This window comes from Streptomyces sp. NPDC029041, assembly GCF_040637515.1.
Classification (GTDB): Bacteria; Actinomycetota; Actinomycetes; order Streptomycetales; family Streptomycetaceae; genus Streptomyces.
This window is the reverse complement of the sequence record NZ_JBEZWO010000015.1, coordinates 176,881-185,415: the sequence shown is the minus strand read 5'-3', so window position 1 is coordinate 185,415 and position 8,535 is coordinate 176,881. Positions and strand designations below refer to the sequence as shown.

At 69.7% G+C, this 8,535-nt stretch carries 6 protein-coding genes; 4 read left to right on the top strand and 2 right to left on the bottom strand.

The window, feature by feature from the left end; genetic code table 11:
- From AB0F04_RS32305 to AB0F04_RS32290, 4 genes are all read left to right on the top strand, one after another.
- A partial coding sequence (locus AB0F04_RS32305) for a vitamin B12 dependent-methionine synthase activation domain-containing protein (protein ID WP_362048101.1) occupies window positions 1–1,594 on the top strand: 1,594 nt, incomplete at its 5' end.
- A 117-nt stretch (window positions 1,595–1,711) separates the two neighbouring features.
- Window positions 1,712–2,452: an HAD family phosphatase gene (locus AB0F04_RS32300; protein ID WP_362048098.1), complete on the top strand. Its 741-nt coding sequence runs from the start codon at window positions 1,712–1,714 to the stop codon at window positions 2,450–2,452.
- A 409-nt stretch (window positions 2,453–2,861) separates the two neighbouring features.
- Window positions 2,862–4,466, top strand: coding sequence for an ABC transporter substrate-binding protein (locus AB0F04_RS32295; RefSeq protein ID WP_362048095.1), 1,605 nt, complete (start codon window positions 2,862–2,864; stop codon window positions 4,464–4,466).
- A gap of 109 nt (window positions 4,467–4,575) precedes the next feature.
- On the top strand, window positions 4,576–6,159 hold the full coding sequence (locus tag AB0F04_RS32290) for an ABC transporter substrate-binding protein (protein WP_362048092.1): 1,584 nt from the start codon (window positions 4,576–4,578) through the stop codon (window positions 6,157–6,159).
- A gap of 69 nt (window positions 6,160–6,228) precedes the next feature.
- Here the strand turns inward: AB0F04_RS32290 and AB0F04_RS32285 are convergent, their stop codons facing one another.
- Window positions 6,229–6,900 (bottom strand): response regulator transcription factor, encoded by a 672-nt coding sequence (locus AB0F04_RS32285; protein WP_362048089.1) that lies wholly within the window; start codon window positions 6,898–6,900, stop codon window positions 6,229–6,231.
- A 54-nt stretch (window positions 6,901–6,954) separates the two neighbouring features.
- On the bottom strand, window positions 6,955–7,983 hold the full coding sequence (locus tag AB0F04_RS32280) for a RecB family exonuclease (RefSeq protein WP_362048086.1): 1,029 nt from the start codon (window positions 7,981–7,983) through the stop codon (window positions 6,955–6,957).
- Window positions 7,984–8,535: the final 552 nt, after the last annotated feature.

Sequence of the window (8,535 nt, the reverse complement as noted above, 5' to 3'; positions counted from 1 at the left end):
CAAGGCCGAGGAACTGGCCGCCCTGCCCCTGGACGAGCGCCTGAAGCGCCGCATCATCGACGGTGAGAAGAACGGCCTCGAAGCGGACCTGGACGAGGCCCTGCAGGAGCGGCCCGCGCTCGACATCGTCAACGAGACCCTGCTGGACGGCATGAAGGTCGTCGGTGAGCTGTTCGGCTCCGGCCAGATGCAGCTGCCGTTCGTCCTGCAGTCCGCCGAGGTCATGAAGACGGCCGTCGCCCACCTCGAACCGCACATGGAGAAGACCGACGAGGCCGGCAAGGGCACCATCGTGCTGGCCACCGTGCGCGGCGACGTGCACGACATCGGCAAGAACCTCGTCGACATCATCCTGTCCAACAACGGCTACAACGTCGTCAACCTCGGCATCAAGCAGCCGGTCTCCGCGATCCTGGAAGCCGCCGAGGAACACAAGGCCGACGTCATCGGCATGTCCGGTCTCCTGGTGAAGTCCACCGTGATCATGAAGGAGAACCTGGAGGAGCTGAACCAGCGCGGCCTGGCCTCCGGCTACCCGGTCATCCTCGGCGGCGCCGCCCTGACCCGCGCCTACGTCGAGCAGGACCTGCACGAGATCTACCAGGGCGAGGTCCGCTACGCCCGCGACGCCTTCGAGGGCCTGCGCCTGATGGACGCCCTCATCGGCGTCAAGCGGGGCGTGCCCGGTGCGAAGCTGCCCGAGCTCAAGCAGCGGCGGGTACGGGCCACCGCCCCCGCCGCCGTCGAGGAGCGCCCCGAGGAGGGGCACGTCCGCTCCGACGTCGCCACCGACAACCCCGTGCCCACCCCGCCCTTCCGCGGCACCCGTGTCATCAAGGGCATCCAGCTCAAGGAGTACGCGAGCTGGCTCGACGAGGGCGCCCTCTTCAAGGGCCAGTGGGGCCTGAAGCAGGCCCGCACCGGTGAAGGCCCGTCGTACGAGGAGCTCGTCGAGAGCGAGGGCAGGCCCCGGCTGCGCGGCCTGCTCGACCGGCTCCAGACGGAGAACCTGCTGGAGGCGGCCGTGGTCTACGGCTACTTCCCGTGCGTCTCCAAGGACGACGACCTGATCATCCTCGACGAGCAGGGCAACGAACGCACCCGCTTCACCTTCCCGCGCCAGCGCCGCGGCCGCCGCCTGTGCCTGGCCGACTTCTTCCGCCCGGAGGAGTCCGGCGAGACCGACGTCGTCGGCCTCCAGGTCGTCACCGTGGGCTCGCGCATCGGCGAGCAGACCGCGCGGCTCTTCGAGGCCAACGCCTACCGCGACTACCTCGAACTGCACGGGCTGTCCGTGCAGCTGGCCGAGGCGCTCGCCGAGTACTGGCACGCCCGTGTGCGCTCCGAGCTCGGCTTCGCGGGCGAGGACCCCGACGAGATGCAGGGCATGTTCGAGCTCAAGTACCGGGGCGCCCGCTTCTCCCTCGGCTACGGCGCCTGCCCCAACCTGGAGGACCGGGCCAAGATCGCCGACCTGCTCGAACCGGAGCGCATCGGCGTCCAGCTGTCCGAGGAGTTCCAGCTCCACCCCGAGCAGTCCACGGACGCCATCGTGATCCACCACCCGGAGGCGAAGTACTTCAACGCCCGCTGACTTGGCACAGAGAGCAGAGGAGGCGCTTCCTCCGCGCACGTCGTAGACTGGTCGGTCCACCGCAGGCCGGTTCCCCTCGTGGGAGCCGGCCTGATCGTCCCTCAAGGAGGTATGTGGATGACCAGTACGGTCCCCGCGCTCGGAACAGTTCCCCAAGCTCTCGGCTCCGCTCGAGCAGGGGATACCCCAACGGCCGAGGGCTCCGCCCTGCAAGCGGTGCTCCTCGACATGGACGGCACCCTGGTGGACACCGAGGGCTTCTGGTGGGACGTCGAGGTCGAGGTCTTCGCCTCTCTCGGCCACACACTCGACGAGTCCTGGCGCCATGTCGTGGTCGGCGGCCCCATGACCCGCAGCGCCGGGTTCCTCATCGAGGCCACCGGCGCCGACATCACCCTGGACGAGCTCACCGTGCTCCTGAACGACGGCTTCGAGGACCGCATCAGCCGCGCCCTGCCGCTGATGCCCGGCGCCGGCCGGCTGCTCGCCGAGCTGTACGAGAACGAGATCCCCACCGCCCTCGTCTCCGCCTCGCACCGGCGCATCATCGACCGGGTCCTCACCTCGCTCGGCGCCCACCACTTCAGCCTGACCGTGGCCGGTGACGAGGTGCCGCGCACCAAGCCGCACCCCGACCCCTACCTGGCCGCCGCGGCCGGACTCGGCGCGGACCCGGCCCGGTGCGCCGTCATCGAGGACACCGCGACCGGAGTCGCCGCCGCCGAGGCCGCGGGCTGCCAGGTCGTGGCCGTGCCCTCCGTGGCCCCCATCGCGCCGGCCCTGCGCCGCACGGTCGTCACCTCCCTCGAAGAGGTCGACCTGACATTTCTGCACGGCTTGATGACGGAAATGCGCTAGGCGTTCACCCAGCGTGCAGCGGCGTTAGAGCGGCAATTCCGAAGGCGAATTCACAGCCCTCCGGACGATCGAATTCCCGTACCTTCGAACCCGTTTACGCGTGTGACGTTCCCCACGCATTCCGGGCTCGACAGTCGATCCGGCGTGTGCTGCGCGCCCCCTCCAGGGGGTTGTCGGCGTGCCCTTGTGTCCCGATTGATGGAACGCTGTACCAAAGCTTCCGCTGTCGGGTTTTCGGTCTGTCCGCGCCCGGTTCCACAGCGTGATGGGTGCTCAACTCCGGTGGCTGCGAACCCTCCTGCCGGCCCGGACTAACCTCGTCGCGAGAACATCGCCCCACCCCCGTGATCCGCTGCGCCACCCCTGCATGCCGGGTACACGGAGTCGACAGCTCTGGAGAAACTCGAGCATGAACCGCAAGACTTTGGTGCTGCCGGCCGTGATCGGCCTGCTCGCGCCGGTGCTCGCCGCCTGCGGAGGGTCCGACAGCGGGAGCAGCGACAGCGACGCGATCGTCGTCGGCACCACGGACCGGTTCACCGCCTCGAAGGACGCCCCGGCGCCCCTCGACCCGGCCTACGCCTACGACGTCGGCACCTGGAACATCCTGCGCCAGACCGTGCAGACCCTGATGATCCAGCCGCGCGGCGAAGGCGAGCCGGTACCGGAGGCCGCCGAGCGGTGCGGCTTCACCGACACCGGCAACGAGCGCTACGCCTGCACCCTGCGCGACGGCCTGAAGTTCTCCAACGGCAACGCTGTCACCGCGGCCGACGTGAAGTACTCCATCGACCGCGCCCGCTCCCTCAAGGCCGACAGCGGCGTGTTCGCCCTGCTGTCCACCATCGACACGATCGAGACCCAGGGTGACCGCGAGGTCATCTTCCACCTCAAGACGGCCGACGCGACCTTCCCCTACAAGCTGTCGACCCCCGTCGCCGGCATCGTCGACCCCGAGGACTACCCGAAGGGCAAGCTGCGCGACGGCTTCGACCTGGAAGGCTCCGGCCCGTACACCCTCAAGGCCGACGTCGAGAACAACGAGCTGGTCAAGGCCGAGTTCACCAAGAACCCCGACTACAAGGGGACCCTCAAGGTGAACAACGACAAGGTCGACATGGTGTCCTTCAAGGACGCCGACGCCATGGGCGAGGCGCTGAACAAGGGCGACATCGACCTGATGACCCGCGCCATGTCGCCGGACCAGATCCGCAAGCTCTCGGGCGACGCGGACACCGACATCGACCTCGTCGAAATGCCCGGTCTGGAAATCCGCTACCTGGGCTTCAACACCGACGCCCCGACGGTGAAGTCCAAGGCCGTACGCCAGGCGATGGCCCAGGTCGTCAACCGCAGCGCCCTGGTCTCCAAGGTCTACGGCTCCCAGGCCGAGCCGCTGTACTCGCTGGTCCCGGCCAGCGTCACCGGCCACTCCAACTCGTTCTTCAACAAGTACGGCGAGCCGAACGTCACCAAGGCCCGTTCCCTGCTCAACCAGGCGAACATCACCACCCCGGTGAAGCTGACGCTGCACTACACCACCGACCACTACGGCCCGGCCACCAAGAAGGAGTTCGAGGTCCTGCGCGACCAGCTGAACTCCAGCGGCCTCTTCGACGTCGGCATCAAGGGCACTCCCTGGGACACGTTCCGCCCGGCCGAGAAGAAGGGCGACTACGCCGTCTACGGCATGGGCTGGTTCCCGGACTTCCCGGACGCCGACAACTTCCTCGCGCCGTTCCTGGACGCCGACAACACCCTTGGCTCGCCGTACGCCAACAGCCAGATCCGCAACACCCTGATCCCGGAATCCCGCCGTGAGGCGGACCGGCTGTCCGCCTCCAGCAGCCTGACGGACATTCAGGACATCGTCGCCGGTGACGTGCCGGTGCTGCCCCTGTGGCAGGGCAAGCAGTACGTCGCCGCCCGCGACGACGTCACGGGTACCGCATACGCGCTCAACTCCGCCTCGACGCTCCAGCTGTGGGAGCTCGGGCGGGGCGTGAGCGGCTGACGGACCCGCTGGATCCCCGGGGCCGGTGACCGCGGCCCCCGGGGAGCCGTGCCCCGGAGCCAGGGACGTGCTCCGGGAGTTCTCGAGAACCGACGACAAAGGCACACACGTGAACCTACGCAACCAGTGGCCGGTCCTGCCCATCGTGGCCGGACTCGCCTCCGGACTGCTGACCGGCTGTGGCACGGAGAGCGGAGACTCCGCGGGGGACGGCTCCAACGTGGTGGTGGGGATGTCCGACGACGTCCTGGCCACCGACCCGGCCTCCGGCTACGACCCCGGCTCCTGGCTGTTGTTCAACAACGTCTTCCAGTCCCTGCTGAGCTTCCCCAAGGGCGCCACGGAACCCCAGCCGGAGGCCGCCGAGAGCTGCGCCTTCAGCGACACGCAGACCCGGGTCTACACGTGCACGCTGAAGGACGGCCTCAAGTTCAGCAACGGTGACGCGCTCACCTCCGAGGACGTCAAGTTCTCCTTCGACCGCATGCTGAAGATCAACGACCCGGACGGGCCCGCGATCATGTTCCCCACGCTCGACAAGGTCGAGACACCGGACGAGAAGACGGTCGTCTTCCAGCTGAACACCGCCGACGCCACCTTCCCGAGCAAGATCGCCTCCGGCGCCGGTTCGATCGTCGACCACAACGAGTACGACGCGGGCAAGCTCCGCGAGGACGGCCAGGCCGTCGGCTCCGGCCCCTACAAGCTCGACTCGTTCGACGACGGCCAGGCCGTCTTCTCGGTCAACGAGAACTACCAGGGCACCGCCAAGGTGAAGAACACCGGCGTGACGCTGAAGTTCTTCGACGGCGACCAGACCGCCCTGAAGCAGGCCATCGAGAACGAGGAGGTCGACATCGCCTACCGCGGCCTCACCGCGGGTGACGTCGCCGACATGGAGAAGGCCGACGACGGCACCGGCACCGAGGTCGTCGAGGGCAGCAGCGCCGAGGTCCAGCACCTGGTGTTCAACATGGACGACCCGGTCGCCGGAAAGATCGGCGTCCGCAAGGCCATCGCCCACCTGCTCGACCGCGAAGCCCTCATCAAGGACGTCTACCAGGGCACCGCGACCCCGCTGTACTCGATCATCCCGGCCGGTATCGCGGGCCACAACACGGCCTTCTTCGACACCTACGGCGCCCGCCCCTCCACGGCCAGGGCCCAGGCCGCGCTGCGCCGGGACGGCATCACGGACCGGGTGAAACTCACCCTCTGGTCGACTCCGTCCCGCTACGGTCCCGCCACCGACCAGGAGCTGAAGGCGATCGCCGGCCAGCTCAACACCAGCGGCCTGTTCGACGCGAGCGTCAAGTCCGTCCCCTTCGGCCAGTACGAGAAGGACATCGCCGCCGGCAAGTACGGCGTCTACGTGAAGGGCTGGGTGCCGGACTACCCGGACGCCGACAACTTCACGGCGCCCTTCTTCGGCAAGGGCAACGTGCTGAGCAACAACTACGACAACAGCACGATCACCGGCTCGCTCATCCCGCGCACCGCCGCCCTGACCGACCGGGCCTCCACGGACAAGGAGTTCGGGGAGCTGCAGGACATCGTCGCCGACGAACTCCCCGTCCTGCCGGTGTGGCAGGCCAAGCAGTACGCGGTCGTCCGCGACGGCGTCTACGGCCTCGAGTACTGCCTCGACGCCTCGACGGTCTTCCGCTTCTGGGAGCTCAGCAAGGACGCCTGACGCACCGGAGCGAAGAAGGGCGCCTCCCGCTCGGCGGGGGGCGCCCTCTCGTGTACCGGATCGCGGACGCTACTGCGCGCCGGGGCGCACCAGCCCGCTTTCGTACGCGTACACCGCCGCCTGCACCCGGTCACGCAGACCCAGCTTCGTCAGCACATGCCCCACGTGCGTCTTGACGGTGGTCTCACTGACGAACAGGTCGGCGGCGATCTCCGCGTTGGACAGCCCGCGCGCCACCAGCTTCAGCACCTCGACCTCGCGGTCGGTGAGCGTGTGCAGCGCGTCCGGCACCGGCTCGTCCCCCGACGGCAGATGCGTGGCGTACTTGTCGAGCAGCCGGCGCGTGATGCTCGGCGCGAGCATCGCCTCGCCCCCGGCGACGACCCGGATGGCCTGCACCAGTTCGTTGGCGGGCGCGTCCTTGAGCAGGAACCCGCTGGCACCGGCGCGCAGCGCCTCCACCACGTACTCGTCGAGGTCGAAGGTGGTCAGCACCAGCACCTTCGCCGGGCCGTCCCGCCCGGGGCCGGTGATCTGCCGGGTCGCCTCCACACCGTCCATCCGCGGCATGCGGATGTCCATCAGAACCACATCGGGCTGTAGCGCACGCACCTGGTCGAGTGCCTGCAGTCCGTCACCGGCCTCCCCGACGACCGCGATGTCCTGCTCGGCCTCCAGAATCATCCGGAAGCCGGTACGGAGCAGCGGCTGGTCGTCGACCAGTAGGACGCGGATGGCCACGTAAGTCTCCTTCGCTAGTCCGGCCCCATTCTGCCCTGCGCGGGCCCACCGGACTCAGGCGCCCTCACCGGCGACGGGCTGCACCGGAAGCTCCGCCGCGCGCACCGGCAGCGGATACGGCGGGGGAGTGCCCCCGAACTCCGGGCAGTGCGCCTGGTGGTCGCACCAGCCGCACAACTTCGTCGGGCGCGGACGCCAGTCGCCCGTCTCGGTGGCGAGCCGGATCGCCTCCCACAACGCCAGCAGCTTGCGCTCCACCCGCTCCAGATCGGCGAGGACCGGATCGTACGTCAGCACCTGGCCGCTGCCGAGGTAGACCAGCTGCAGCCGCCGGGGGACCACGTTCTTCAGCCGCCACACCACCAGGGCGTAGAACTTCATCTGGAACAGGGCGCCCTCGGAGTACTCCGGCCGGGGCGCCTTGCCCGTCTTGTAGTCGACGATGCGGACCTCGCCCGTGGGCGCCACGTCGACCCGGTCGATGATGCCGCGCAGCCGCAGCCCCGACTCCAGCTCCGCCTCGACGAACAGCTCCCGCTCGGCCGGCTCCAGCCGGCTGGGATCCTCCAGGGTGAACCAGCGCTCGACGAGCTGCTCCGCCTCGGCCAGCCAACGCGCCAGCCGCTCGCCCTCGGGATCGTCGGCGAACAACTCCCCGACCTCCGGCCGCGTCTCGCGCAGCCGGTCCCACTGGCCGGGGATCAGCGACTTCGCCCGGGGCGCCGTGCGCTCGGCCGCCGGAGCGTCGAAGAGCCGCTCCAGGACGGCGTGCACCAGGGTGCCCCGGGTCGCGGCCTCGCTCGGCTTCTCCGGCAGCCGGTCGATCACCCGGAAGCGGTACAGCAGCGGGCACTGCATGAAGTCACTGGCACGCGAGGGGGACAGCGAGGCCGGCGGTATGGCGGTGGACCCGGTCACGAGGGCGCTCACAGCGGCGGTCTCGGCCGCTGCCTCCGCCACCGGCTGGGCCTCGGCCTCCGTCCCTACCTCCGCCGCCTCGGCGGGCCCCGCCGGGACCGGCGGATCCACCGCCGCGGCCGGACTGCTGTCGGGCTGCGCCGCGCCCTCGGTGCTCGTCTCCATGCCCCAGACCTTACGGCCCGCCACTGACAGTGACCCGGCCGTGTTCCGTGGGGGAAGCCGGGAGAGGAGGTCGACGTACGGGAAACACAGGGGTGCCGGGGCGAAACGCGCCACGACGGACGCATACCATCGACTCGAGACCCTCCCGTCCGGCAGGCGCGGGAGACGCTTCGATCGAGGGGACACCGGTGGACGAGAGCGGCGGGCGCGGGCGGCCGCGGTCCGGCAACGACGAGTCGGCCGAGCGCCACGCGGGGCGTCCGGACCGGGCCACCGACCCGATCCCCACCGACGAACACCCCAGGAACCCCCACCACCTGACTCCCGAGCAGCCCACCCCGGCACCGGAGCGGCCCGCTGAGGCCCTGAGGCCTGCCCCGGCGGCGTCGGACCAGCCCGCTGAGGCCCCGGCGCCGAGCCCCGGGGCAGCGAAGCAGCCCGCTGAGGCCCCGGCGACCAGCCCTGTGGCACCGGAGCGGCCCGCTGAGGCCCAGAGGCCTGCCCCGGCGGCGTCGGACCAGCCCGCTGAGGCCCCGGCGACCAGCCCTGTGG